We start from the raw sequence: 24,936 nt of genomic DNA on the forward strand, positions 1-24,936 counted from the left end.
CGCGAATGCACGCAAAGCGCGCGGCAGGAAGGAAAGGTGTTGCTTGACATGAATGCAAACAAAATTTACCCATGGTATTTCTCCTCTGGCGCGATCGTGCTGTACGTTCTCTTTATCGTCGCTCCCGCAGTGCTGGGCATCTACTATTCCTTTACCGACTGGAACAGCTATAGCCCGGAGAAAAACTTTATCGGGTTCGAACATTTCCGCACCATTCTGGCGGGAGACCCGACATACCTGCTGTTCATCAAAAACACGGTGATCTTCACGATCGTGACCGCCGTGGCCAAAACGGTCATGGGCCTGTTCCTCGCCCTGCTGCTCGTCAGCGGGGTGAAGATGGCCAACCTGCACCGCATGATCATTTTTTCGCCGCAAGTGCTGTCGTTCCTGATCATCGGCCTGGTGTTCAAAAGCTTGCTTGATCCGAACAACGGCTTCGTCAATGTGACGCTGCGTTCGCTTGGACTGGACGCATTGGCCCAAAACTGGCTCGGTTCGCTGACCTGGGCCATGCCATCCATTATGGCGGTCGATACGTGGAAAGGCATGGGGTACATCATGGTATTGTTCATCGCCGGTCTGCTCTCCATCCCGCGCGATTATTACGAAGCTGCCGCCATTGATGGAGCCGGGTTCTGGCAGCGTTTATTCAAGATTACGATCCCGATGCTGATGCCAACCATCACGATTGCCACCGTGCTGAACATTACCTACGGGCTGCGCGTGTTCGATGCGGTTTACGTACTGACCAACGGTGGACCCGGCAACGCCACCGATGTCATCAACACCGCTGTATATTCCTCGTTCGCGAAGGGATACTGGGGCCTTGGCAGCGCGCTGTCCACGATTCTGTTCGTCATTATGGCGATCATTTCGTTCTTTATCATCCGCTTGATGAGCCGAAAGGTGGAACTGTAGATGCAACTGAAAAAAAGACTCGTGTCCATCGGCCTCAACGTGGTCGCGTGGATACTCAGCCTGATCGTGCTGATTCCGTTCGTGGTCATCGTGCTGAACTCATTCAAGTCGGACGCGGAGGCCAAGGTACTGAAGCTGACACTGCCCGAAACCTTCATTTTCGACAACTACCGCATCGTCTATGAACAAGGGCATCTCGGCGGCTCGTTCTTCAACAGTCTGCTGCATTCCACGGCCTCTTCCCTGCTGCTGGTCGTCGTTGTGGCCTTCTCGGCCTTTACGCTGTCGCGCAATCATTCGAAGCTGAGCGGTTTCCTGTACTTCTTTCTCATTCTCGGCATTACGCTGCCGCTCAACTACATTCCGCTGATGGAAGTGATGAAAACGCTGGGCATGATCAATTCCCATATCGGCATGATCCTGTTATACACCGCCATGGGCATTCCGATCTCGCTGTTCATCACGTACGCATTCGTTTCGGGGATCCCGAAGGAGCTGGACGAAGCGGCCATCATGGACGGCTGCAATGCCATCAAGCTGTTCCTGAAAGTGATCATGCCGCTGCTGACTTCCGTGCTCGTCACGGTATTCGTGCTTAATTTCCTAAGCGTGTGGAATGAATTTACCGCTCCCCTCTACATGCTGAACACGGTGGAAATGTGGCCGATGACGCTGGCCGTGTACAATTTCTTCGGGCAATTCAGCGCCCAGTGGAATCTCGTCAGCGCCGATATCGTGCTCACGTCGCTGCCGGTGTTGATCGTGTTCCTGATCGGGCAAAAATACATCGTCGGCGGCCTGACGTCCGGCGCGGTGAAAGGGTAAGTCGCAGGTTTGATGAAAGCAATGTGCGCTCTACCTTCTCTAGAGGCTTGAATGCCTATATAAGTTGAACCCATAATTCTTACACGAAGTCACTACGGGGGCAGAACCATCTTCCGATCGTCATTATCCCCAGATTTTTTTGATCCCTTTTCAAAGGGAAAATCCGGTGATAAACACGAGGTGTATGCTTCCGATAGAGCTTTCTTACAGAAAGCTTTTAGCTCCGCTTCTCCGGATTCTTTCTGCCCCCTTCGTTTTTGTGTAACGGTCTAGTTCAACTTATAAAGTGCAATACGTTTTAATGACGCCTGACAAAAAGCTGCCCCCATTTAGCCAAACGTAATGGCTTCCAAGGGGCCGCTTTTTAATGCGTTTCTCGCCTTAATCATGCGTCAAGTCTGTTTCGCCCGAACGACTTATATGCGAATCATTGTTCCAGCGCTTTGATCGTTTTCAGACGGGACGTGATGCCTGCGATGATCACAACGAACAGGCCGGCAATGATAAACAGCAGAGCGATGCCCCTTCCTTCTCCCGTACCCGTCACCTGACCCACCGTGGATGCCAACGGGCCACCCTCCACCAGCAGCGGATTGAACACATGATCTGCCAGGAAACCAGCCAGGCTGTAGGCAATGATAAAGCCAAGCTGCGACAGGATGCCGATGATGCCCCATACCCTGCCCTGTTTTTCGTTGGAAATATTGCTGCGCACCAGCACGTCGGCGCTCATGTTGACGAACGGCAGCGAAGCCAGGAACAGGAAGCCTGCGGAGATCATCAAATACATGTTTGTAGATACACCGATCAGCGAGAATGACAGACCGCACATCACCAATCCGGTAACCAGCACGCTTGCATATTTCTTGGACATCCTAAACACGCCAATGCACAGGCTGCTGATCAGCATGCCGACGGCGCTTACCGACTGAAATGTCCCGAGCGTTTTGGCATCAGCAAAGGCGAGGATCATCGGACCGATGAGCGTCTCCAGAAATCCGATGTAAAAGGTAATCAGCGAAATAATCATGACCAGCAGCAGCACGCCTTTATTGGTGACCACTTCCGTCCAGCCTTCCCGAAGATCCGTCAGCCAATGACGGTTTCTTTCCTCCTCCATGCGTTCCACCTTCAAGCTTTTGCGGATAACCAGCACGGCCAGAATCGCCACCACGTAGGTCAATATATTGACGACCAAAATCGTTTCAATGGTCGTTATGCTCAGAAGCATGCCTGCGATAATCGGCGAAAACAGAAACTTGGAGGATTCCGCGAGCTGTACGAGGCCGCTTCCTTTGGAGAATTGCTCTTCAGTCAGCAGATCGGTTGCCGAAGCCTTGTAAGCCGGGCTTTGCAGGGCTGAGAATACGGAGCTGAACGCTGCCCCTGCATAGATATGCCATAGCTGGATATCTCCAGTCAGCATGAACGACAAGATGAAAACCAGCCCGGCAGCCGAACCGAGATCGCCAATGATCATCATCAGGCGTCGGTCGAACCGGTCGGCCATAACGCCTCCGATCGGCCGCAGCAGAATGTTCGGCAGGAAGGTAAAGAGGGTGATCAGCGCCACGCTTGTGGCGGTATTGGTTTTCTCGAAGGCATACACGCCGAGCGAAAACGCCGTCAGCCCGATGCCGATCATCGAAATCAGTTGGCCGAACCATACCAACAGAAATTTGTGAAACGATTTTTGCACGTTTGGTTCCATTGTTCCGACTCCTTTCAGAATAACGCTTCAGGTTAATGGGACAGATACCGTTGGCTCATATAGGCAAAGCTGCCCTTCTCCGCACCAAGCACACGTCGAAGGTACCTTTGGTTTGGCAACCTCGCATGCGCGTAAAATATCGTTTACCGCTGTTTTGCCGTATTTCCGGACGATGAAGCGCGTGTCTTCTGCATCGAGAATGTCATTAAAACGCCGCCGTTCTTCCGGGTGTTCGACGACTCTCATGCGATCCTCCAATCCACTCGACCGACTGTCGGTCTATTCTAGTCATCAGAGCGCCCTTTTAGAACCCCATCTCTGCCTGCCATTGCAACAATCGTCCTCTCTCTTCCACCATATACAGGCTTACGCCCGACCTTGCCGCTACCTCCACATCATGAAAACTGATGTCATCCATCCCGCTGATGTTGTACGAAAGCGCTGATTTGCCAAAGTCGGAAATCCCCATGCCCATCAATAATTGGATATATATGTATGAATTAAATGGATTATAGCAAGGATGACAGTAAGACAAATCGGCCTTGGGTTCGGATTCATGCTCCGCCCGGAGACCGATTCGCAACGTCTCGGATGTCCATTTGACGAAAAAGGAATTGACTTTTATTCATTTTGTAACTATTATGGTTACAACGGTGGTGATGATCGATGAAACAGATCAGCAGTCGCTTTTCCATCGCGGTGCACACCCTATCCCTGATCGCAACGATGCCGAATGAATGCACGGGAGACCTGATCGCGCAGAGCGTGAACACTAATCCAGTCATCATTCGCCGGATCATGTCGAGCCTGAAGAAGGCGGGCCTGATCGACGTAAGGCCAGGCGTGGGCGGTGCTTCCCTGCTGCGGGACCCGGCAGAGGTTACGCTGCTGGACGTGTATCGCGCCCTCGATGTCGTGGAGGACGGGCAGCTGTTCAACTTCCACAAAAATCCGAACCCGGCATGCCCGGTCGGACGAATGATCGAGCATTCTTTGCGGGCCGAGCTTGACGAAGCCCAGAAAGCGATGGAACGGCGTTTGAATAGCGTAACTTTGCAGCAGATGATGGATCAGGTCGACGTCTCGGATTAAAAGCTCCTCAGGAGCTTTTTCTTCCCCTTTCGTTGTAATCACTTCTGTTATAACTACATCGATAACAACAAGCAAAACCATACAAACTACTTTTTGGAGGGACATTTATTATGAAATATCTCGTTACTGGTGCTACAGGTCATTTGGGTTCATTCGTCGTGGAGGCTTTGCTGAAAAAAGTGCCTGCCTCCGAGCTCGCTGTCAGCGTGCGCAATCCGGAAAAGGCACAGCATTTGAGCGCTCAGGGCATAGAGGTCCGCCACGGCGATTTCGACCAGCCGGAGTCGCTGGCTGCGGCATTCGCGGGCGTGGAACGCCTGCTGCTCATCTCCGCGGACGGCGATAACGAAACACGCATTCGCCAGCATGAAACAGCCGTACAGGCTGCCAAAAACGCCGGGGTGCAATTCATCGCCTATACCAGCGTGGCCAAAGCCGACGAGAGCACGCTCGGACTCGCCGAAGTCCATCGCGCAACCGAGAAAGCCATTCGCGAATCCGGCATTGCATACTCCCTGCTGCGCAACAACTGGTACCTCGAAAACGAAGCCGGCAGCGTTCAAGCCGCGGCGCAAGGCGCGCCGTGGGTGCATGCAACAGGTTCAGCCAAAGTAGGCTGGGCTACGCGCAGCGATTACGCTCATGCGGCGGCGGCGGTACTGGCGGGCGAAGGGCACGACAACACCGTATACGAGCTTTCCGGCAAACCGATCACGCAAGCCGAGCTTGCTGCCATCGCCGGCGAAGTGCTTGGCAAGGACATTCCGGTGCAAAACGTGGACAGTGCCGCTTACGCGGAAATCATGAAAGGCGCCGGCTTGCCGGACTTCGTCGTCTCCATGCTGGTGGATATGCAAAGCGCGATCGCGCAAGGCGCGCTCAATGTCGAAAGCGATACGCTGGAACAGCTGCTGGGCCGTCCGGCGCAACCGCTGAGCGAAGGCATCAAAGCGCTTCTCGGTTAAGCCAACGGAAAACGAGTACGACCGCTTACAAAAGCATTGCATGCACAAAAGGAGCACCCAAGGCGAATCATCTTCGCTGGAGGTGCTCCTTTGTATATTGCGTTTGTATTCGTGTCGACACTCGGCCTAATCCCGGTGAATGTATTTCACGGGAACGTGGTCGGCCAACCAGATGTTCTCGTTGCCATGATAAAAGGAAAGGCCGTCCGCTGCAGCCGCCTGTGCATCAATTCGAAGGATAACCGGCTTCGGGTCACGCCGGCTGCCAACCAGCGAAGCCGTCTCGACGTCGGCAGACAGATGCACGTATTGGCGCTGCCGCGGCTGCAATCCCTGTGCCATGATCGAGTCCACCGCGCGCGTCGGCGTTCCGTGATACAACCATTGCGGCGGCTGCGCAGGGGTTCGGCTTATTTTTTGCGGCGTCGAATGGCCGTATAATGCCCGTATGCGTCCGCACGCGATCTCGTGGCGCTGCTTGTCCGAGGCCTGAATCATGCGATGCAGGTCCGCTTCCGTGACGGCCGTCCATTTCTTGCTCTCATGCAAAGCCGCCAGCAGCTGGCTGATCTCGACCCAGCCTTCGTCGTCCAGCTCCAGTTCATACTCCCAAGGCGCGTGCCGCAGCGCGTAAGACAGCTCCTTGCTTAATTTCATCAAATCCATTGGACTCCCCCCCTTTTCCATTCGCTGCTGCTATTGTTCTAAACTCTTATTACGTTAGCTGGCAGACTGCACTGCCGCCAAAATCTCCTGCATGTTCCGCCCCAATCCTTCGTCATCGTTCTGGGTGAACTGCGCATATCCATCTATGCCCCGGTGAATAATCGTATTCATGACAGGGTGGGCGTCACGGTTGGATGCCACCTTGATCAGGTCGTCCGCGAAATCAACCGCCTGCTGTTCGCTGTAACCAAACGGCTGAATCAGCATGCGAATGCTCAGGGCATGGGCCTGATGCTCAGCCAACCGATCCCGGTGCGTAATACCGTAAACGGCTCCGAAACCGAAAGCGGCAATAACCTGGCGCTGCAGCTCGGTCGTCCGTTCCAAGGGTATATCGATCAATTCGCATATTTTATGTACCATCTGTTCGAGCTCCGTTGCCGCCGCAGCCAGAATGGCATCGCTCAAGTCGCCGAAATTCATATCGTCTGTCATTATTATGTCATCCTTCCTTCCACAATGGCACGCTGAATGTGCCAAATCCATGGAACCATTGTAGCGAGTTGGGGACGCAAATTCAAATCGCTTTTGTTAGGCGAGGGGGCGCCTTCAATACGCTGGTTGTCCGGAAGAACAGCTTCATCGCGCTATTTAGAGCTATTCGTCGTCGGTCCTGGCCGTTGCTCATACGCCTGTTCAGTAAAACCACGCTGGTTCATCATGTTCCGCAGCCCCGCGGCCACTTCCGCAAAATAAACGGCTGGCACGCGCTCTCCCGCGTAATCTCTCAAGTCATAATCTCTCTCCATCTGTGGATACAGATCATGCAGATCGTCCACAAGCACCTTGCGGATCGCCTCGCTCGTAATCGACGAGTCCATGGCGCACTCATTCACAAGCGTCTGCAAGGTTCCCCGCAATGCCTGCTCATCGTAAGACGGATGGGCCAGCAAAAACGTCAAGTCGTACAGATCCTTGAATCTCGGTCTGACGATTGTCTGATGCAATTTCCAGGCAACCTGCGTAGACAGCGGCACGGTATACGGAACAACGAATGCTTCCCCAACCGACGGTTGATAGGTCAGCGGTACGGGTTCGTTTTCCAAAGACAAATTAAACGAGATGTCGAGATACATCTCATCCGCATACATGCTCTCGCTAGTAGAAGTCTGATAGAAACGATACGCCAAATCGGTGTTCACCGTCGGGAAGTCGTCCGCCATCGCGTAGTCGATGCATCTCCAGAACGCATTTTCCCGGAAGCTGCGGAACTGAACGCCGTCATTCAGATCCATTTCGGTCACCTCGATCATCCAATCCGTGAACATACGTCTGGCCTCGTTCTCGTCCCGAATCGTCTCTAGGCACAAAAAATCGATGTCGTCCGCATCGCGCACGCTCCGGTCCGCCAAATACTGCCTCGTCAACAGGCTGCCCTTCAAGGCAAACGGCCCATTCACCAATGCCGCCCTTCGCAACAACGCTTCCAGACCGATTAACAATCGTTCCTCGTAACTCATCTGATCCAAATTCATAATGCCAGCCATTTCGTGTCCTCCTTCGTTTACATGTGAGTATCCTAACAATGACTATGCTGCGATACCCAACCTTTATCCAGCTCTTCCCGGCTATCGTGTACGCACAATTCGTGCTGCTGCTTCAGCAGCTTGATCCCGTTCAGACGCAGTACCTCTTCAATGCCGACGATCCGTTCATAGAAACGAGCGGCAGAGCCGTATTCCCGCACCGTAATGAACCTTACTTTACCATTGGCATTCAATGAATTACGCGAGATATGCCCGCCATAGGGCTCGCACTGCTTTTTCAAGTCTGCGATATCGCCGATTTCCACCTTGCCATGCCATTCAAAATACGGCTTCGAGCCTGCAACCATCGGTTCGTGGAAATATTGTTCCTCCTGCGCGGGAATCTCGATTTTGGTACGCACCACGTTAAACCCTTGTTTTCCGAAAATCGAGGCCAGCGCATCCATGCCTTGTTTCACTTCTTCATAACTGTCGCTATGTACGATCCCCGTAAACATCGGCTGATGCACATAATCCCCTTGATCGAGTACGATCATCACCGGTTTGACCTTCTGTTCCTCGCATGTCCGGATGAACGCCTGCTTCTCCTCCAGCTTCAAATCCTCTACCGTTACGTGAAATTCAAATTCCATATTATGAGACACGTCCTTTCTCTTTTTCTATGTAAAGTCTATATGAAGTCGGTATGAAAGTTTCTCTGTTAATTCGTAATCATTTGAGTTTATAGTTTCTACTCCTCATTCAACCAATGTTTCAAATTCCGTCTTCCAAAAAGAGGAGTCGGCAAAAGCCGCGCCATCTATTTCTTTCATTTTTTTCATGGTTATAGACATCAAATGAGATGGAATGGCATTATCAATGAATGCATCTTCACCATTTATTTTGATCGCTTCAGAGATCATTTCGGAAAAGAACAACAAACATGAGGCAAGCTGGGTTACAGATGAGTTCACAAATACTTCTTTGCAAGAATTCATTTCAGAGATCAGCACTACTTCAGTACCATTCTTTATGCAAACTGGTTCGCCTGAAGCGGTTGATCCCAAATACGTATAATCAACATAGCAATTAGACATATTTAATTTGGTGGATAACGATACTAGTCTTCCTTTAGAAGAAACAAATTCAAGATAAGGAGCTGGCGTCTCCGGTAACCCCACATTTACCAGCCATTCTCTATCACTTTCTTGTATGTTTATATTTTCCAAATCGCCCCGGTTAAAAGTAATTAAAGGACCATAATGCTCGATATCCCATACCCTCTTGAATTCCTCTGCCTTCATTTTGCACCTCTTTTTTCTCCATCTTTGTTTTCAGCTTTCATCTCTCAGACATAATACTGAATATAGCGCGCCTCATCAGGACTGTCTTCATCTCCCAACAGATCTACTTGGGTCAAGGCTTCCTTATGCCCAAGTTCAGTGATGAACAAAGAGTAGGTGTCACTCTCCAACTCATCCTCCGAAGCCAGTTCAACATCATAATTCGACTCGTACTCCATGATGTAATCCGTGATTTCACAGGAAAATTCACCCTTCCAATCCAGCACCAAAAATTTCGCTGTTGAAGTTCCGTATTTCAGCATGCTGAAAAATCTATAGACTCATCGGGATCATTCAGAATTTGCTCGACATCCGCAGCATCTTTGAAAATTAAGGGAACCAGATCTTTTTCTTGTACGGAAGGATCGTTTTCCTTCAATGTTGGCTGTATATTGGCTTCATCATTCTTTGTTCCTATAAAAATGCCTTGTATGTACGATTTCCATCTACTCATGAATATTATTCCTCCATCAGACTCCAACGTTAAAAGCGATACTTCTAAGAAACTTCCCCCCATTTCCTTGGTTCTTTTTCTCAACCCTCTCCACCCATTCTTTCACATAATATATCGGTTTCAAATGAAGAGAAAAGCAGGCTTTAATCCGTTCTCAATCGTGTTGGCTACAGTCTTCAGAGGTAGCTTAATGGTCCTAACAATACTCTCTAGTTACGAAAACTCAAATGTTGAATCATTTCTTCCAAAGTACATTTCAACGGTATAAATTTCTCGACTTCATTGTCTTCCAGATACACCTCTCCAGACATGTTATCCAACACCACGATAAGTCCGTTGGATTCCATTCCAATTGGAACGTAAGTAGTTCGGCCATCATGTGCTGTTATATAGTTACTAAATCTCTGGACAAATGTCTCTGGCTCTACCTTGGGAAGTACAGGATTTAGATTTATATTATACCCCTCAACCCATCCTGCGATTTGAAAAAAATAATAGGCATTGTAGTACTGCTTAATGTCCTCATGCAGTTTCATTGTAAATAATTCTTCAACGGCATCGAAATTTGTAATATCATTCTTCATTGTCGGTAACCACTCAATATACCCTTCGTTGTCTTTTTCACCAACATACAGTCGCAGACCATCCTCACCAAACCAAGAAATTCGGGGCAATGTGCCGTTAAATTCTTTCCACATAGAAATGAATCTTTCAAAATATTGTTCCATGGATTTCTTTATCATGTTTCACCCTCTACATTGATTAATTTTGGCCAGTATAACGATCACATTACGTTTCAGGCTCCTCTGGTTCTTCAATCAACCTTTGAATCCAATACTCAGCGCGTAGGAAAAGTTGAATATTGTTCCTCCCAAAAAACCAAAAGTTTATCAAAATAGTTCTCTAACGCTTTCGCTACTTCCATCTGGTTCTTGTCAGTTTCGATCTTTAACCTACATCTGGCTAATTAACTCCTTTAAACTATCAGCGATCTGTTCATAAGTCCCTCTTTCATGATCTTCAATCAACACCTCGCCTGTCTGGTTATTAACTAAAACAAGCAAACCATCCGCTTCAAATCCAATAGGGATATCGTTCAATTGATTGTCATGGCTACTATAATACTCTTCTAGTTTATGATAAAAATCTCTTAAACCTATTCCTGGCACAACCGGTTCAAGGATGATACTGTAATCTTCATATTCTCCAGTTAATTCGAGAAACCAGTATGAATTAAAATAGTCTACAATATCAGGATGTAAATCGACATTATACTTTTTCCTTACTTCACTGAAATCATCGTTTTCAGCTTTGTGAGCCACCCTCCACTGAACATAACCTTCGTCATTAACTTCTCCTATATACATAAACGAAGGTACATCTTCATCCCAGCTAATTAAGGGCAACGAATTTCTGTGTCGCCTCCACCTCGCATATTTTCTTTTAAAATAATCATCCAGTTCTTGTTTCATTTCATATGATCTCCTTTGACATCCACAGGTATGGAATTATGATGCTTACGTAAACAGCTCTTCCCATCAGATCTGCTTCAACTCTGCCACGACAACTATTTTTCCTTATAATACAATGCAATTTCAACAATTTCCTCTGGTGTAAAATCCTTTTCGCTCCAAAAAATCAGATCACTCGGCGCTGGATGCGGAACATTCTTTTCTAATAAATCTATGTATTCAATCAACATTTTGTCGTTCAACGCAGGGTCACATATGTTGGTAACAAGATCAATCAATTCGGCTTTAGATAACTTTCCAAAGGTCCCCATCAGAATACCCCTTATATGTTGTCTCATAATGACTTCTTTACTCTTAACGAAGCAATAAGTTCACCTAAGCGATCGGACAATACCGTAAATTCTTTTCTTTCGAAATCTTCCAACCCAACTTGTCCACTGTCATTATTTATAACTACAAGCAAACCGTTTCCTTCAATCCCAATTGGGGCATACTTCAAAGTATTATGATGATTATCTTTGTAGCCTTGCAGGTTTTTGGCAAACCGAATTAGTTCCACACCAGGTAAAACCGGTTCAAGACTGACATAATGTCCATCAATAAATCCATCTAAATCAGCAAACCAATAGGAATTGAAATAATCATAGATCGACCTATGGAATCTACAATTTAACTCCCCCTCTAATGCATCTAAATAATGAATTATGTTTTTCACCACAGGCTGCCATCCAATTTCCCCATCATCATTAATTTCACCATGATAAAGCATCGAATGAACGTTGTTATCATACTCGGTTGTAAATAGAAAACGAACTCCTTCATTAAAACACTGAAGTCTGTGTTCAAAATAATGATTCATCGATTCCCGAATTTCTTTCAATAGATTCACCTACTCCAATGTCGGTACGCCTAAATGCTTTATTTTCGGCATTTCAATTAACGGATGAAAATATAAATAAATTTCCTGATGATCACCACGGATTCGTGATTTCGGTAGATTACTGAATACCGTAATATGATAGTAACCATTATCAAGTATGACAATTTGTTCGACTGGTAATTCGGAGGTCCATTCCATCAAATCATACAAGTCTCGAATGCATAATTGACGATCCCGAACTTCCACTGCCAGCCTCAAAACAAAATCAGAACGATCAAGAATGTGCTCATCAGGATAACCATCCCTGATTTTAAGGATGTAATTTCCGGATGATCCTGTTGAAAGCCCAACAATCGTTCCTCAGTTGACATGATCTGCGACTTGTTGCGCGGTCATATATTTTAGCGTTAGATAGTCCTCATCTTCATCTATATGGGCCACTGCAAAAGGTGAATAAAGAATGATTCCGATGCCATCTATTTGTACTGATATATCTTTCTCCATATCACACCTCAATTATTTGATCTAAGGCCGTTTTTCCAAATGTCATAAAAACAGATCTACTTTTACAAATAAAATCCAAAACCTAGCTCCCATATATATCGGCTATTCCAATTAGATTTTGTAATAATCCGGATATAATTGATAAATTGACCACCCGATAGCACTGGTTATTCATAAGTAGCAAAAAGCTTAACCGAATACCCTTCGATAAACTTTCACGAGTTGATATACCATTAGACTTTTTCATGGGATTCGCCGCCTGTCGGAGCTTGTTGGATAAATATTTTACCGGTTGCGATTCATATCCTTCCTTTCCTTGTTATTCAATACTCGTGATCAATTCATTTGCTTATTTCAGTGAAAAGCATCTGCAAAGAAACGCTGATCCACACCGTGAAGCTTTAATTTTTTTTATCGACACCTAATTCAGCCAGTAAAGTTGCGCCAATAGTGTCGATATGTTTATCTAAATCACCTGCTATAAATCCATGCAAAGCATTATTTTTACTATCAATGTAAACGCTTATACCGTCCTTATAACCGATATGATGGATCGGGTCACTAAACCAGGCTCTTTGAAGGTCATAGGTTTCGAAAAATGGATCAATGATGTCCCTTGCATCTGATACATGGTGCCTTTCCATTGCATCTTTAAGCATGTAACGGGATCCAGCAAAGATAATACACTTATCATAACTATATCTTTCGTATTTACTAAACGCGCATTGAAATAAGAGCTTTTCAAAGTCTTCGGCAAAATAACTGACAAACTGGCTTTCTTCATTAGTCATAATAATTTGAGGATGATCAGTTTGGGTAAAATCAAAGGATAGTTGACCATAAAATAATTCAGTTTGAAAAAAATGTATATATCTATCACTTAAAGTCTCTGGTTCTTCTTCATGGATCCCTTCATACGTTTCAATGATCTCTGAAATGGAAGCATATCCCGGAAGTTGAGTTTTGAGTAACCCCTGGTCGTTCTGCCCCATATAATTCAAATACACCTCATATTCTTTAGGGTAATGATACCCGTGATTTTTCATTTGTGTCAGATGAATCAGTGTAGTTATATCCTCTTGTTTTGCTGGTTCGATTCGATTCACCCAATCCTCATCGATTCTGGATATATATTTTAACAGTCGATCAAAAAGATTTGTAGAATCCCCTATAGGTGGGATATGGTCACTTTTTAATGGCATTTGCATAGTAGTTTATGTACTCCTTTCACTGGAAGAACACAGACTTGCTGTGACATCCATCCGTTGTATAACCCAATGCAGCCTCAGGATGAGGTTCATAATCCAGTTGCATAGTCCTCAATTAGATGTGACCAATATCCTTCAGCATCTTTCATTGCCAGAGGATCTAATTGTTCATACAGCCTATGTAGTTCTTGCGCATATTTTTGTGTAGTATATCCACCTTCTCGTTTCATTTCCATTGCCAATTCATTTTTTATTAAATGAAACCAAAAAAATGTTTTCAAGTTTTTATTTAGCATATAAATTTGAGGTTTACGATAGGATGAGCTTGTAAAAAGTTCATCCTCCCCTTCTTTTATGTACAGTCCATTTGAGCCAAGTATCCCGTAACACGCATAATGACCGATTTTAATAAAAACTGTACCGTCAATTAACATTTTTTGAATAGCATCCGTTCCATAAAATACAAAATCATCATAATCCTCTGGCACTCCCACAGAAACCATGAATTCAGCATTGTTTCGGCTCACACCAATTTCTATCAATTGATCGTAATCATATACTCGCAAATCTGAATCGTAATATTGAAGAATCTCACGAATATCATAATGCATAAGCTCCTCCTTCCATTTATATCTTGTTATATAAGTTGAACGAATTTTTTACACGAAGTCACTAACGTGGTCAGAACCATTCAAATACAATGTTACATTTGCATATTTCACTATTTTTGTTACCATTTCATCTGAGGTCATTTTTATTTTATATTCACATTTTGGATACTCTAATCCTACCTGAGAAATTTTTGTTTCTTCAATTGTTGTGCTTTTTACTCCAATTACTATAGTAAGCATTTCATAAATCAACTCAAGAATCTCTTGATGTGACTTGTCTCTTAGACTTCCTTCATAAACGACATTACCGTACGTATCACTTGAAGTGTAATTTCCCTTTACCGCATCATCAATAAACATCATTTCCTCATTCAAGAAAAAAATTGACGTTTGATGACGGTAAAAACTAACGTGAACATCTTCATGTTCTCCATCTAAAACAACGTATTCGATCCGTTTCCCTGAAGCAGGTATAAATTCTTCATCACCTGAAAGAACTCTAAGCTCTACCTTCGGATGTTTGCTCAAAGGTTCTACCAGATATGTAATAATCTCTTCATTGGAGAAGTCCATACAGAGTTGACCATTGTCATAGACATAGCTCATTACAATGCCTCCTTTATCATGGGTATAAAGTTTCTCATGACGATTAACCCCCAAAAATCAAAGTTGAAATGAATACATTGGTATCTGACCATAATCAACCTGTTTGATGTATCTGGAATAGCGTTAGATGAGTTATAAGTGTTATTGGTTGAATGATGGGTTCTTTCGGAACTGGGTAGCCCCACTTATTAAATTAATGTAGTTTTGATTTGGTTTAAAAGAAATTCCACTTTAGATTTCTCCATAGGATGCGAAAGAAAGTACTGACTGGTTAAATTATCTAGAAAATCAATAAAGTCTGTATTGGATACTATTTCATATTTAATTTCATCAACTGCTGGGGGTTCAACTTCAAATTTCACGCCTTTATCTCCAAAATATCCCTCTTCCCACGACTTATATTCAGATGGAAATGCACAACAGATAAACTCCGAAATACCATATCCTATCGAGTTTGAAAAATCTTCAAGAGCATCTACAAATTTATCTTCATCAAGATAGAGGAAGTATAGTTCCATTGCAGTTAATTCATCAAAATTCTTATTTATTTTCATTGTTTATCTCTTTCAGTTTAGTGTTGGAAACCGGGTTATGTAAGGAAAGTATCACATACAATTTTCAAAAATCCACCTTTTTGCTTGTTCATCACCTAAGGTTATTGGTTCCTCTGTAGTTCCAATATTTATACTTATAATATTAGCCTTCTCAATTCCCTTAACATTTTTGAAGCTTGCACCCTTTACTAAAACATCTTCAAAAAAAGAATCTTCAATGTTTGCATTATCCAGTTTTGAATTTCTAAAGTCTACACTACTAAAATAACAAACATTTAACTCAGCATTCGAAAGATCAGCCCCTAAAAAAATGGTCTCTGCACTTTCACAATCTGTAAATTTTGAGTTTCTAAGATTAGAGTAACTAAAATCCGCATATGAAACATAACCTTTATAGAAGTTAGCCCCCTGTAAATAAGCATTTCTAAACGTTGATGAATATAGCCAAGTTAAAATAAAATTTCCTTTTTCTAAGCTCATACTATCAAACGAACATTCAATTAACCTAGCTTCTTTAAAGGAAAAATTGGACAAGTCGAGACCTTCCAGATTTATTTCGTCAAGTACCAATTTCTCCCCCTCCCTCCCCACTGAATCTAACCATACTTGATGAAATTCAAATTTTTTAATTATGTTTTTTTCATCTACCATTCTAATCACCCTTTTTTGGCTTTGTGTGACCATTGAGATTACTGATAACTTGGAGACCAAAAATATTTCCTGCTCCTCCTTTAGTGTTATAAATCACTTCTATTTCGATTATATGGATAATATATGTTATTGAGTTCATTCAGCACTGGATAGCCCCCATAAAAAAGCAACCTTGAAAAGCATAAGCCATTCAAGGTTATGACAATAGATTCTCAATTTCTCAAATCTTTAATCAATTCCAGTACTCTTTCTTTGTGTTGGATCACTTCAACAAAATCACTCTTTAACAGTTCAAACCTTGTTATACTATGGTCTGAACAATATTCTTCGGCTACTGCATCTATAACTAAAACCTTATCATGCATTTTTTTTATCAAGTATTGATTCCCTTCACATAGAACCCCTTCATATTTAGTTCCTCTATACAAATCATCTTGAAGGATAGATATTTCCTCCTCCTCTGTACACATAATATACTCAATCGTAGGCAAAAGAGTATCTTTTGAAATTTCTGAAATAAGAAAATCATATAATTTCATTAAATTAATTCCTTTATTTTCTTCAATGAATTTGGATACACTAAAATGTATATTCATAACAACTATCCTTTCAAATTAAATAATGGGTTAAACCGTCCATTTCCCAAAGCATCTTTAACTATTAAGTAGCCCCTTTAATGTTTTTCGACTGTAGTAGCTTAGAGTTTTTTCAGGGTCAATGAAACATTTTTGCTTAGAAAAGCTTTCATCGCTTTGGAATTGAATGCTTAAACAAAATTTCGATTTATTTAAATTCAAGTAATTCAAGAATCTTATCGATTCTATTTAATAAATCTATACTTTCCTCTTGGGAAAGTTCAAATTGGGAATTATCGATGTAATTATCTGTAATCTCGTTTATGACATAGTCAGGTACTTTATAATTGCGTCGCATTAAATTTTCAGCTATTGTTACAAAAACAATTTTTTTGGCACATGCTTTATTTCGAAATTCACTCTTAAAATAGGCGATTACATGATCGGTAGTTTCCTCAATATTTACAGACTTCGCAAATAAATCATTCACTTCATCTGTGATTTCTTCATAAAACCATCTTGCTTTCGGGCAAAGATCCGTTGGCATTTTTTCAATTTCCACAAGTACTCTGTTTCTTCTTAAATAAAGATCCTCAAATTCTTCTTTTGTTAATTGCTTTTTTTCTATGTATTCTTTTACCACTTGAAAATTTATTGACTTAAGTTTAAAAATGTAATTATCCTTAGCATTCTTATATATTCGAGGCTGTTGTAACCTTAGTTCAGCTACAATAATCAAAAGGACTGCCTTTTCCATTTCATCAGAATATTTTTCGCTATAATTCTCATCAAACGCCTGAGATACGGCCTCATAGTGACTCAGATGATAAATATTTTTATATTCTTCGCATTCTTCAATAAATGACTCTATTAATTCTTGATAGTTCCATGCCATATTTTTCAAATCCTTATAATGCAGATTTCTATTAAATTCATAGTAAAAGAAGGTTGGACTCTAAATACTCAATATCAATCGCAGCTATGTTCATTATATGTATTGGAGGTAAGGCCCCTTGTTCCCTTCTTCTGAAGCTATAGATATAAATCAGCCTGTTCATGTCTTTCGAAAAAAACATTTATATCTACACTATACGCATTTCGCCTTCTGATAACGTTCAGTATAGTCTTCATCATCATCCTCTAAATTATTGCTCATTGAAAAATACGTGCAACCAATTCTTAGCCTCCCTCCCGCTCTAATTACTTGACAAGGTACAAATCTCGCTGGGGTGAGAATCACTCACAACTTTTTAGAGGAACTGCCACACTTGGTTTGACAATCAATCCCACAAGATTCTTGTGCTACTATGCAAACAAAATAGTAAAACCTGTTCCATAGGTTATACTATTTTAAATCTTTGTTTAATTTGATGTAACCAAGATTCAATTGCATCCTTGTCATTAGAATGTCTCGACAAATATGCTTCGCTTGCTTCTTTAAGATAAACATAAAAAGTAGGGTAATCCAGTACAATGGCTTCATCTTCAGTTACTGCAGGGTGATCAAAATAATAACAAACTCCATTTTCTCCGAAATATCCTTCTTCCCACTCTTCTAGTTCGCCTGCAAACAAACACCAAATATGCTCAACTCCAAACCCCTGCCCTTTACTATGCTTTTCCAAAGCTCTAAGTAGATTCCCGCCTCCAATAGCAAAATAAAAAAGATCTATCATTTCTTTTTCATGTGTTTTTTTTACATTTGACATAGAGCTGCCCCTTGATTATTTTTTTCAAATCACGGATGAAAATTTGAAATTTTCCCATTTTCATCAAGATATTTCGTAAACCTAAGTCCATTTGAAGCGTATCCAATTACTAATCTTCCTTTAACCACACCACTTTCATAGCCTCTTTACCTCAAATAATCATTAGCACATTTGATATGATCTTAGGATCGTAGACAGTCTTGGGTTTAGAGATATTTTTATATTCACCAGGAATTTCCTCTAAAGCTCTATTCAATGCAGGAATTCTGTAAGATCTACCCCCATCCTTCTTCTTCGATGCTTTAGGTTTCCAAGAGTTCATCTCATTTGGAGCTTCATCTTGGTTATTTTTATTCTTCGACGTCGTACTATTTTTTGGCGTTGTCGTTGTATCTGTCTCACTTGTTTTAGATGAAGGTATGCGACTCGTATTTTTGCTCTCCGACTGGGATGCATTCTTTGCTGATTTACCGGTTGATCCAGAGCCTGCTGCATTATCAGCTACTTCTCTGCTTCTCGAAACAGTCTCTCCCGTTTTACTTTTCTTTTTATTGCCCCAATTGCTGCCTCCACCATACACGATCCTCATCATGTGACTATTTTCCAAAAACTTTTGGGAAAACGTCAAGGTCCACAGTGTTTATTCCTCTTCGGTCCATTCCTCAAAACATAAGGTAATAGTTTTTTGCTTGTAATGCATGACTTCATCAATTGGTAGGTTAACAGATACTGATTTTTGATTGTCATTCTTAAAGTAATGATCAAGCGACACCTAAGCCTTCTTCTAAGCATCTACTTGTTCTATTTTTTCTATAAACTCTTCAAAAGTATCTGCTAAAGGGAATATTGCGTAATCAATGCTCTCAAATGCCCGCTCATAGCACCATAATATAACTTTTGGTGGTAATTTTCGATCAATAAAATATAGACATATATAATCTTCCTACCCAGCATTTGCAATAGGGATACTGCCTTCCTACATCAAATCTCTAAATTCGGTATATACTCTAAAAATACTCTGCTCTTTTTCCGAATCAAATTCTAAAACCTTTATTATTGAAATAGGACCAATTCGATTGTTCAAGACAAGCTTATTACCACAACAAATTTTTTTTTGAGATATAACCCATTTTTTCACTAAATTTATTTGGAAATTCTACATTAAAAACCTTTTCTAATATAGTAATACTTCGCATCTTATTTACCTCCATAAAAGGGAAATTGTGAGTCTCTATTGGTCTTTGGCGGCTTTTTCTCAAGATTAATAAAGACCCTATGAGATCCAGTCGGAGTAGCTGGTGTACTTATATTAAATGGATACTCTTTTTTATAGATCATCAGGATTATACAAGTGTTTTTCAGAAATCTGCGGCATTCATGCCTTCATTTTCTTCATAAAATTGCTTAGGAATGGAATTGTCAAGTTCACCCGTCCCCTAAGTTGTAATCTAAAATAGAAATATTAAAAAGATGATAGCTGTTCTACCAACTATCACCATGTTATCTCTTAATTCAATTTGATTTTGTTTGAAGAAAAGGTATGTCTTTGTCTCTAGAATTCACACAAAATTATTGATATATCTAAATAAAAAATATTGATTGCTATAATAATATCCTTAACTATTTAACTCAAGTACTTTTTTAATTCGTGACTCTAAGTCATTTATCTCTTCAAATAGCAGCTGATCTCCAATATCATCACGATTAAACTGTACCAATTCTTTTAATATGCTATCTGGAATGGATGTATGTTCTTTAACTAATTTTTCTCCTAGTAACATATATATAGTCATTTTTTCACTAGTTGTGTTGTTGCAGGCCCTATCAAAATGTTCTAATACATCTTGAACAATAAATTCTGGCCTCTCATTCTCAACTGTTACAAGATATTGATTTACTTCATTTATAAGTTCCTCATAGTACCATCTTGTATCTGGATATAAATCCACCTGAATAGTATTAAGTAGTTCTAACGCATTATCTCGACGAATAATCAATTCATCAATTTGGCTTTTAGTAATTTGTTTCATTTTGATTTGACTTATGATTTTTTCGAAATTAATTGACTTTAATGCTTTCTCCCTATTCTCCTTTGCCTTAATGAAAATCCTCGAATTTATTTGAGCCAGTTCTACATATAACACATTAATTATTGCCTTCGTCATTTCATCCTCCATGTTCGGACTATAAAATTCACCAAAAGTTCTAACTAAAGCCTCGCTATTACTTACATTGTCTCTCTGCTTCCGTTCTGAAAATTCTTCCATAAATGCATCGATGCACTCTTCATATTTCCACATTTAACTCATTCCCCTTCTGTCTCCATTTTCGGAATCTTATTTCCGTTATTATGAATCACTTCAATATCGAAATTCGGAAAATCTTTTTTAAATTGACTGATAATACTGTTGCAACTAGTACATGTATCTTTTTCAGTAAATAATTTTATTGTTCCTTTTGCACTGTAGTTATTCTTTAGCTGTGATGCTATATCATTTATAATCTTATACTCAGTATCATCATCTCTTAAATATGGTATTCCATCATCGTCTGCTGCTTTTTGCGCTTCGTATTTTGGCTTATTTTTCTTATTAGGTTTAGGAGAAAAGTCCATTAAGTTAGGGTTTTTACCGTGTTCTGTAACTTGACTATGAGCAAAAAACTCTGTTTTATTTATTCCTTCAATATTTACCTCGGCATAGCCCATATTAGCACCAGATTTATTCAAAACCCTATTTGATAGAGTTGACTTAATTATTGTTTCTTTTTCATTTTGTTCCCTACTTCTATCCAAGTTCAAATAGGGGTTTAACAAAAGAGGAAATTTACCCCTATTCCCATCATCCCTATGGAGCGGTGTATTCTAAAGTTCCGAGTAAATTAAAAAACGCAAGAAAACGAAGATAACTAAAAACAGGTCAATTACGGTAGTATCTGACCATAATCAACCTGTTCAATGTAACGGAATAGCGTTATTTAGGGTATAAAATTCAAGCATTAATGTGCTTACAAACGAAATGTAGAATCTTTATTCGGGTATTATATGGGATAAATCTGCTTGGCTCAGAGCCCAATACACTCCCTACTTGGTGGGGTCCATCCATCAACAGCTGATACAGAGAGAACAGGGATAAAGAAACCATAGCACTGGCGGCTATTTCACTATTTCCTCACTTCAATATTTACATTTTACTGTTTTGGATTCTGAAGTCAATTTCACAAATTGCCTCTTGAGCAGCTTCCTTTATCTCATCATCATTGTAGTTCAGATATTTTTCTAGTAGCTGTCTGTACTCCTTTTTACCTGAAAACCCCAGAAAGGTCAAAACGTACGTCAAATGATCTTTTCTGAATTTTGACATATAAGGTAACAATATATCAAAAGAAACCTCTGTCCCTACATTTTGATAAACCAAAGCGTTATTCACAGCATTTAATAGACTTTCTTTCACCGAAATACCAATTTCTCGAACTATAAATGATAACATTAAATTAACTGCAGCAATTAATTCTTCTCTCTCTAGGCTGCCATATTCGATAATGTCCCCTATCTCACTAATCTTATTTTTTTGTTCTAATTCAGTTTTCAAAGTGAATATATGATTTATTTTTTCAACTAAATTCATAGATATCCCCCTCATCATTCTTTAATATTCGGGATCTTTAACGCTCTGACAATGTACCTACGGTTTCCCCCTTTACCCAGGTATATAGTTGTTGGGCTCTATCTTCACTGCCTACATTTCCTATGTTGGAAATACCTGTATCTCTCCGCCTATCCAAGTGGAAAAATCGCCTTGATCTTGGACAATAGCCGGATTCATCACGCTACGGAGTTACAGCCTTTCTTGAAGAAACATCCGCGTATGCAGTTGGTGTTTTCACCCCCTTACAGCCCAAACTTAAATCCAGTTGAAGGGTTATGAGTGTGGCTCAAAGCGGACATTGTAAACAACGTTTTCTTTGACAAATTTTATAAAATCAGGCTTTATGTGAGTCAATTATGAAGAGAATTAATCAGTATCCGATGGAAATGATTGATCGTCTGCTTGTCAGGTTATGATCTTAATTGCGGTTTATATATCAATGAGTCTACTATTAAATAGATAAATTTTCCCTTCGATATAATGAAGACAATTTTAATTAGACTCTGGCGCCTGAACAATCGACTCAGAATAATTCGTCGTTGTCCAACTTAAATCGGATATCCGGATATTCTTCTATATACCTGTTTATTAATCCTCTCATCTCTTCATCCTCTGGTAAATTACCCAAATATTTATATTCCCAAATAAGCAACTGATCATCAAAACTATAATTCGTATCAAACCAATTTGTATAATCATAATGAATCTTGAATTTACCATTCCTACTAAGCGATAATGTGAATGAATACCAAGGTTCTTGTTCATTTTCTATAAAAGTCTTTCTTAGTTTTTCACTTAATTCGAGTAGAATTCTGCCTTTAATTTTATTTCGTTCTTTATAATTATCATAATAGTAAGGGATTTCTAAACTATATTTAAAATTTTGCACATCCTCAGGTGTGTTATAAAAAAAGTAAGTCCCTCCACCTGTTTCAGAAATTTGAGCATAGAAATAAAACGTTTCCCATTCTTCTGGAATCATTTCATTCACTGTTTCAGCTATTCGATTATAAATTCGATTCATTTCTTTTTCTATACTCAACGAAATCAACCTCCGACTTGATTTTTAATTGTTTTTTGTACTGGCTTCTTTCCTTCAATTTGATAAGTTACCTCAAAGGAGTCTGGTCTCATGGAGGTCCCTGAATAAACCGGTTCAATCTTTACAGTAACTTTTTTCGGAGGTGTCTCACTCAAAGCCTCTGCCCACTTAGACTCCATATTATACCATTCCCCACCAGAGCGGTTAATTTGGCTAATTTGTGGAACCAAGTTGTCAATATCCTTTGGACCTTTAAACTGTGCTCCTATCAAGTGTCCACCATCGTCATCAGGTAACCTACCTTGCCCTTTCCCTACCGTCCTCTGGGCATATTCACTTCGGTCTCCTTTACCAAGCACAAGTGCCCCTTCACATTCAATAACACGCCCTTGACTATCCGTACGATAAGTATACCCATCTGGTGATGTGTATTCTATATTTGGTTTTAAAACTTTTTTTCTATTTTTTCTTGTAAAATGATCACCATACTTAACTGTTTCATAGACTATTGGTGGCGGTTTAACAGCTTGTCCCGTCCCCTATGTTGTAAAGCTAATCTATTGAAAAGTAACGGTGGTTGCTAGAATACTAGCAATACCACCTGTCAGCTCGCTTGTTTTTCTACTTGTTCGGGGAGACGAAACGCTGTCTTGTGCTTCATCATGCCGTAAATAATGTTGACTAGTCTCCGCATCACACATACCAATGCTTGCGTTGGTGTTTTGCCTTCTTCTTTCTTGCGGTTGAAGTATTCGTAAAACAGTGGATTACGTGGTTTCTTGCTACCTTTTGAAACTTGTACCTGCTGGACAGCTAGGTTATAAAACAAACCATGAAGTATCCGATTACCCTGTCTGCTTTTTTGGTTCGTACCTTTGCCGCCGGAACTGAAATTGACAGGGGCTATCCCTGCAAAACGTGCCAGTTTATCTGCGCTGGCAAAACGGCTAATGTCGCCTATTTCTGCCACTAGAGAAGATGCCGTTACCAAATCTATGCCTGGCATCGTTTCTAGTTGGTAGTCTAGCCGTTTCATCATACCTTGCAGTTCGCCTTCTACATATTCGATTTCCTTCTTGTTGAACTGTATGTCCCGCATATGGCTCTTGATTAGAAAATCTCGTTGTTCCTGATAGCTTCTGGTTGTGTCTCCATCTGCATGCACGAGTGCCAGTATTTCTTCTGCCTTCCTTGTCGAACACGCATTGTTACTTGATCCTGGGCAATAGACCCCACTTCTTTTTCTACTTCCTGTGCTAGTTGCTGGTTCTTCAACTCTTCTGCCACTACCTGTTCACGTTTTGCCATTGGTTACATCCTCCTTTGATTTTGGGCATGCAAAAAAAGCTCATTCCTACTCATGGTTCAAGTGGGAAAGAGCTTTTGAAAGTTTATCAAGTGTTTGAATTATTTAGTGTTTGGTTTGTTGGTTGTATTGTACGATCTTGCTTCTAAAATGTAAACCCGAGATATAGCCTAAATTTTTTCAAACCTAAAGTGTACTACCCTTGTGACTTAATCTCTTCAAACCATTGTTCGAATATATCGTCTGGAAGTAATTCATCATCATTTGAATATACCAGATCATATTTAAAATTTGCCGCTAAACTATTTTTTTCAACGTTGTAATGTAATTTCATTTCAGTCGGCATCTCTCGTCTGAAAGCTTTACAAACCTCATGAATTTTCTTTAGATCCTCGGTGCCAATATCTAAGAGCCCTAATTGTCTATCCCTTGAAACATCATAGTTATATTCTGGTGTACCATTTACTACTTTAACGGCATCGTTAATCTTATGCTTTAGTACAAATGTCTTATTAATCCTATAAAACACATTAAAATAATAGGCCTCTGGTTCATAAGAACAATATAAATAAATATCATCTGCTTTGCGATCTACGTACTCCAAACATGTAGATACCATGTCAGCCTGCAACTCTGAAAAGTAATCTTCAAAACTCTTAGTCAATAGA

The 24,936-nt window shown here is 41.2% G+C and carries 33 protein-coding genes and 1 pseudogene; 5 read left to right on the plus strand and 29 right to left on the minus strand.

What is annotated here, in order from left to right; translation table 11 throughout:
- Positions 1-48 precede the first annotated feature (48 nt).
- Together RSX24_RS21835 and RSX24_RS21840 are read left to right on the plus strand one after the other, a co-directional pair.
- Positions 49-921 (plus strand): carbohydrate ABC transporter permease, encoded by an 873-nt coding sequence (locus RSX24_RS21835; protein ID WP_236421254.1) that lies wholly within the window; start codon positions 49-51, stop codon positions 919-921.
- Positions 922-1,746: a carbohydrate ABC transporter permease gene (locus RSX24_RS21840; protein WP_236421253.1), complete on the plus strand. Its 825-nt coding sequence runs from the start codon at positions 922-924 to the stop codon at positions 1,744-1,746.
- Positions 1,747-2,173: 427 nt separating this feature from the next.
- On the opposite strand, the gene RSX24_RS21845 is transcribed toward RSX24_RS21840, so the two are convergent.
- Together RSX24_RS21845 and RSX24_RS21850 are read right to left on the minus strand one after the other, a co-directional pair.
- A complete protein-coding gene (locus tag RSX24_RS21845) occupies positions 2,174-3,457 on the minus strand; it encodes an MFS transporter (RefSeq protein ID WP_339273899.1) in 1,284 nt (427 codons plus the stop codon).
- Between the two features lie 27 nt (positions 3,458-3,484).
- Positions 3,485-3,703: a hypothetical protein gene (locus RSX24_RS21850; RefSeq protein WP_339273900.1), complete on the minus strand. Its 219-nt coding sequence runs from the start codon at positions 3,701-3,703 to the stop codon at positions 3,485-3,487.
- Between the two features lie 420 nt (positions 3,704-4,123).
- Between RSX24_RS21850 and RSX24_RS21855 the strand changes: the two genes are divergently transcribed.
- Together RSX24_RS21855 and RSX24_RS21860 are read left to right on the plus strand one after the other, a co-directional pair.
- Positions 4,124-4,549: an Rrf2 family transcriptional regulator gene (locus tag RSX24_RS21855; RefSeq protein WP_236421250.1), complete on the plus strand. Its 426-nt coding sequence runs from the start codon at positions 4,124-4,126 to the stop codon at positions 4,547-4,549.
- 110 nt (positions 4,550-4,659) lie between these two features.
- A complete protein-coding gene (locus tag RSX24_RS21860) occupies positions 4,660-5,514 on the plus strand; it encodes an SDR family oxidoreductase (protein ID WP_343261765.1) in 855 nt (284 codons plus the stop codon).
- A gap of 126 nt (positions 5,515-5,640) precedes the next feature.
- Here RSX24_RS21860 and RSX24_RS21865 read toward each other — a convergent pair whose 3' ends face one another.
- The 23 genes from RSX24_RS21865 to RSX24_RS21975 all read right to left on the minus strand — a co-directional run bounded on the left by RSX24_RS21865 (position 5,641) and on the right by RSX24_RS21975 (position 21,899).
- The gene (locus RSX24_RS21865) at positions 5,641-6,180 is read right to left on the minus strand and encodes an RNA 2'-phosphotransferase (RefSeq protein ID WP_343261766.1); all 540 of its coding nucleotides are present in this window, start codon (positions 6,178-6,180) and stop codon (positions 5,641-5,643) included.
- A gap of 54 nt (positions 6,181-6,234) precedes the next feature.
- Positions 6,235-6,675 carry an Imm48 family immunity protein gene (imm48, locus tag RSX24_RS21870; protein WP_343261767.1) on the minus strand — a complete coding sequence of 147 codons (441 nt, stop codon included), beginning with the start codon at positions 6,673-6,675 and terminating at the stop codon, positions 6,235-6,237.
- A gap of 152 nt (positions 6,676-6,827) precedes the next feature.
- A complete protein-coding gene (locus RSX24_RS21875) occupies positions 6,828-7,727 on the minus strand; it encodes a nucleotidyl transferase AbiEii/AbiGii toxin family protein (protein WP_343261768.1) in 900 nt (299 codons plus the stop codon).
- 32 nt (positions 7,728-7,759) lie between these two features.
- Positions 7,760-8,359: a hypothetical protein gene (locus RSX24_RS21880; RefSeq protein WP_343261769.1), complete on the minus strand. Its 600-nt coding sequence runs from the start codon at positions 8,357-8,359 to the stop codon at positions 7,760-7,762.
- 105 nt (positions 8,360-8,464) lie between these two features.
- Positions 8,465-9,010, minus strand: a complete 546-nt coding sequence (locus tag RSX24_RS21885) for an SUKH-4 family immunity protein (RefSeq protein WP_339273907.1) — start codon at positions 9,008-9,010, stop codon at positions 8,465-8,467.
- A 44-nt stretch (positions 9,011-9,054) separates the two neighbouring features.
- Entirely contained in the window at positions 9,055-9,312 is a 258-nt protein-coding gene (locus tag RSX24_RS21890) for a hypothetical protein (protein WP_343261770.1), read from the minus strand.
- A complete protein-coding gene (locus RSX24_RS21895) occupies positions 9,306-9,587 on the minus strand; it encodes a hypothetical protein (RefSeq protein WP_343261771.1) in 282 nt (93 codons plus the stop codon). Before RSX24_RS21895 ends, RSX24_RS21890 begins: the two co-directional genes overlap by 7 nt.
- Positions 9,588-9,712: 125 nt before the next feature.
- Entirely contained in the window at positions 9,713-10,246 is a 534-nt protein-coding gene (locus RSX24_RS21900) for a SecY-interacting protein Syd (RefSeq protein ID WP_343261772.1), read from the minus strand.
- 210 nt (positions 10,247-10,456) lie between these two features.
- Complete coding sequence (locus tag RSX24_RS21905; RefSeq protein WP_343261773.1) at positions 10,457-10,975, minus strand: SecY-interacting protein Syd; 519 nt, start codon at positions 10,973-10,975, stop codon at positions 10,457-10,459.
- Positions 10,976-11,070: 95 nt separating this feature from the next.
- On the minus strand, positions 11,071-11,286 hold the full coding sequence (locus RSX24_RS21910; RefSeq protein ID WP_343261774.1) for a bacteriocin immunity protein: 216 nt from the start codon (positions 11,284-11,286) through the stop codon (positions 11,071-11,073).
- Between the two features lie 23 nt (positions 11,287-11,309).
- On the minus strand, positions 11,310-11,834 hold the full coding sequence (locus tag RSX24_RS21915) for a SecY-interacting protein Syd (RefSeq protein ID WP_343261790.1): 525 nt from the start codon (positions 11,832-11,834) through the stop codon (positions 11,310-11,312).
- Positions 11,835-12,760: 926 nt separating this feature from the next.
- Positions 12,761-13,567, minus strand: a complete 807-nt coding sequence (locus tag RSX24_RS21920; RefSeq protein ID WP_343261775.1) for an SMI1/KNR4 family protein — start codon at positions 13,565-13,567, stop codon at positions 12,761-12,763.
- An 89-nt stretch (positions 13,568-13,656) separates the two neighbouring features.
- Positions 13,657-14,178, minus strand: coding sequence for a hypothetical protein (locus tag RSX24_RS21925; RefSeq protein WP_343261776.1), 522 nt, complete (start codon positions 14,176-14,178; stop codon positions 13,657-13,659).
- A gap of 48 nt (positions 14,179-14,226) precedes the next feature.
- Positions 14,227-14,784, minus strand: a complete 558-nt coding sequence (locus tag RSX24_RS21930) for a hypothetical protein (RefSeq protein ID WP_236421239.1) — start codon at positions 14,782-14,784, stop codon at positions 14,227-14,229.
- 188 nt (positions 14,785-14,972) lie between these two features.
- Positions 14,973-15,338 carry a ribonuclease toxin immunity protein CdiI gene (gene cdiI / locus RSX24_RS21935; RefSeq protein ID WP_236421238.1) on the minus strand — a complete coding sequence of 122 codons (366 nt, stop codon included), beginning with the start codon at positions 15,336-15,338 and terminating at the stop codon, positions 14,973-14,975.
- Positions 15,339-15,389: 51 nt separating this feature from the next.
- Positions 15,390-15,989, minus strand: coding sequence for a pentapeptide repeat-containing protein (locus tag RSX24_RS21940; RefSeq protein WP_343261777.1), 600 nt, complete (start codon positions 15,987-15,989; stop codon positions 15,390-15,392).
- 212 nt (positions 15,990-16,201) lie between these two features.
- A complete protein-coding gene (locus RSX24_RS21945) occupies positions 16,202-16,585 on the minus strand; it encodes a hypothetical protein (protein ID WP_236421236.1) in 384 nt (127 codons plus the stop codon).
- 187 nt (positions 16,586-16,772) lie between these two features.
- Positions 16,773-17,459: an Imm3 family immunity protein gene (locus tag RSX24_RS21950; RefSeq protein ID WP_343261778.1), complete on the minus strand. Its 687-nt coding sequence runs from the start codon at positions 17,457-17,459 to the stop codon at positions 16,773-16,775.
- Positions 17,460-17,904: 445 nt separating this feature from the next.
- Complete coding sequence (gene cdiI, locus RSX24_RS21955; protein ID WP_343261779.1) at positions 17,905-18,273, minus strand: ribonuclease toxin immunity protein CdiI; 369 nt, start codon at positions 18,271-18,273, stop codon at positions 17,905-17,907.
- 151 nt (positions 18,274-18,424) lie between these two features.
- Complete coding sequence (locus tag RSX24_RS21960; RefSeq protein ID WP_343261780.1) at positions 18,425-18,865, minus strand: hypothetical protein; 441 nt, start codon at positions 18,863-18,865, stop codon at positions 18,425-18,427.
- 1,024 nt (positions 18,866-19,889) lie between these two features.
- The gene (locus tag RSX24_RS21965; RefSeq protein WP_343261781.1) at positions 19,890-20,573 is read right to left on the minus strand and encodes an Imm3 family immunity protein; all 684 of its coding nucleotides are present in this window, start codon (positions 20,571-20,573) and stop codon (positions 19,890-19,892) included.
- A gap of 5 nt (positions 20,574-20,578) precedes the next feature.
- Entirely contained in the window at positions 20,579-21,088 is a 510-nt protein-coding gene (locus RSX24_RS21970; protein WP_343261782.1) for a deaminase domain-containing protein, read from the minus strand.
- Positions 21,089-21,455: 367 nt separating this feature from the next.
- A complete protein-coding gene (locus RSX24_RS21975; protein WP_236421065.1) occupies positions 21,456-21,899 on the minus strand; it encodes a hypothetical protein in 444 nt (147 codons plus the stop codon).
- 51 nt (positions 21,900-21,950) lie between these two features.
- Between RSX24_RS21975 and RSX24_RS21980 the strand changes: the two genes are divergently transcribed.
- Positions 21,951-22,199: a transposase gene (locus tag RSX24_RS21980; protein ID WP_236421066.1), complete on the plus strand. Its 249-nt coding sequence runs from the start codon at positions 21,951-21,953 to the stop codon at positions 22,197-22,199.
- Between the two features lie 244 nt (positions 22,200-22,443).
- On the opposite strand, the gene RSX24_RS21985 is transcribed toward RSX24_RS21980, so the two are convergent.
- The 4 genes and pseudogenes from RSX24_RS21985 to RSX24_RS22000 all read right to left on the minus strand — a co-directional run bounded on the left by RSX24_RS21985 (position 22,444) and on the right by RSX24_RS22000 (position 24,932).
- On the minus strand, positions 22,444-22,956 hold the full coding sequence (locus RSX24_RS21985; RefSeq protein ID WP_343261791.1) for an immunity protein YezG family protein: 513 nt from the start codon (positions 22,954-22,956) through the stop codon (positions 22,444-22,446).
- Positions 22,957-22,967: 11 nt separating this feature from the next.
- Positions 22,968-23,471 (minus strand): DNA/RNA non-specific endonuclease, encoded by a 504-nt coding sequence (locus RSX24_RS21990; RefSeq protein WP_343261792.1) that lies wholly within the window; start codon positions 23,469-23,471, stop codon positions 22,968-22,970.
- A 95-nt stretch (positions 23,472-23,566) separates the two neighbouring features.
- Positions 23,567-24,175: pseudogene (locus RSX24_RS21995) on the minus strand (transposase); the annotation flags it as partial.
- Positions 24,176-24,464: 289 nt separating this feature from the next.
- Entirely contained in the window at positions 24,465-24,932 is a 468-nt protein-coding gene (locus RSX24_RS22000) for a DUF600 domain-containing protein (protein WP_236421067.1), read from the minus strand.
- Positions 24,933-24,936: the final 4 nt, after the last annotated feature.

This window comes from Paenibacillus hubeiensis, from assembly GCF_032334105.1.
Taxonomy (GTDB): domain Bacteria; phylum Bacillota; class Bacilli; order Paenibacillales; family Paenibacillaceae; genus Paenibacillus; species Paenibacillus hubeiensis.